This is a genomic window from Bacteroides acidifaciens (genome assembly GCF_024623065.1).
GTDB classification, from domain to species: Bacteria; Bacteroidota; Bacteroidia; order Bacteroidales; family Bacteroidaceae; genus Bacteroides; species Bacteroides acidifaciens.
Map to the genome: position 1 here is coordinate 1 of NZ_JANJZR010000183.1, position 1375 is coordinate 1375.

General features: G+C 42.4%; 1 protein-coding gene. It reads left to right on the forward strand.

The window, feature by feature from the left end; all coding sequences use genetic code 11:
• Nucleotides 1-130: 130 nt before the first annotated feature.
• On the forward strand, nucleotides 131-1345 hold the full coding sequence (locus NSB03_RS20625; RefSeq protein ID WP_024988906.1) for a transposase: 1215 nt from the start codon (nucleotides 131-133) through the stop codon (nucleotides 1343-1345).
• The last annotated feature ends 30 nt before the right edge of the window (nucleotides 1346-1375 follow it).

Here is a 1375-nt window from a genome sequence, read left to right on the forward strand (position 1 = left end):
TAACACTTCGTTAATTTTATAACTAATCCGTTGATCACAAATAAGTTAATTGATAAAATTTAGCAAAACAAAATAGGTCAAGTGGCTGCTTTTCATTATCTTTAATGGTCTCTTACCACACATTAAAGCAATGAATAAAACAGCACTTGACCAATATGAGGAAATCGTAACCGATGCTTTGAAAAGTTGTCCGGCGAAGTTACGCAAAAGTTTTAAAACAGCATTCATCCAACTCATGATTTTGTATATGGTACTACCAAGAAAAATTAATTTCACCCAAATGGGGCGTTACTCATATAGCTCGGAACAACGCTTCCGGCAGTTGTTTGAACGTGAGTTTGACTGGATGCAGTTCAATCTCTTGCTTATGCGGCAGCGGTTTGGTGAAAGTGTCAGAAAAGCCATTGTCATAGACGCAAGCTACATTTCAAAGTCGGGAAAGAAGACTCCTTATATCGGCAAGTTCTGGTCGGGATGTGCTTCCGCAATGAAACGGGGATTGGAAATTCTCGGTATCGGCATTATCGACATTGATAGTCGGGATTGTATGATGCTACGTGCGGAACAGACACCGGACAAGGCGTATTTGGAAAAGCAAGGCAAAGATTACAACCTTGTGGACTGGTATCTTGACGTGCTCCGTAAATACAAGGACAGGTTACTCGGCATAACACGTTATGTCGTTGCGGATGCATGGTTCTCAAAGGCAAAGTTTGTCAATGAAGCCTGTCTGCTGGGATTCCATGTCATCAGCCGCCTGCGTGATGATGCCGCCTTGTGGTATTCACATGACGGTGTCCGCACAGGCAGACGGGGACGACCGCGTGTCAAAGGCGAGAAGATTGATTTTGAGAAACTCGACCTTCAGCATTGCGAGATTCTCGACATTGAAGGAGGAAGGGGTTACTCTGTCAAGGCCTATTCAAAAGCAATGAAACGCAACATCAAAGTAGTGGTTCATTATCCGGAATCAGGAGGACATAAAATCTATTTCTCCACTGATCTTGACATGTCGGACAAAGACATCATCGAATACTACCGTACACGATTCCAGATTGAGTTTTGCTTTCGGGATTCCAAGCAGTTTACAGGACTCAATGATTGTCAGGCTAGAGACTTGAGGAAACTCGACTTCGCTTTCAATGCTTCACTGGCCTCGGTAAACATCGCAAAGGTCATCAGGAAACGATACTATCCGTCGCTTTCCATCGGACTGCTAAAGACCTATCTGAGTAGTATTTATATGCTCAAAAGAATTTTTAGCATGTCCGGTCTGAAAACGAACAGAACTTTTAATACTAAACTTATCAAAGAACTCTTTGGCATAGTGACAGAAGCCGCTTAGCCAATATGTTGAATTTTTAACGGACTATTA

Excerpts from the sequence above, each read along its gene's own strand:
- NSB03_RS20625 (WP_024988906.1), top strand. The coding sequence starts at position 131 with ATGAATAAAACAGCACTTGACCAATATGAGGAAATCGTAACCGATGCT.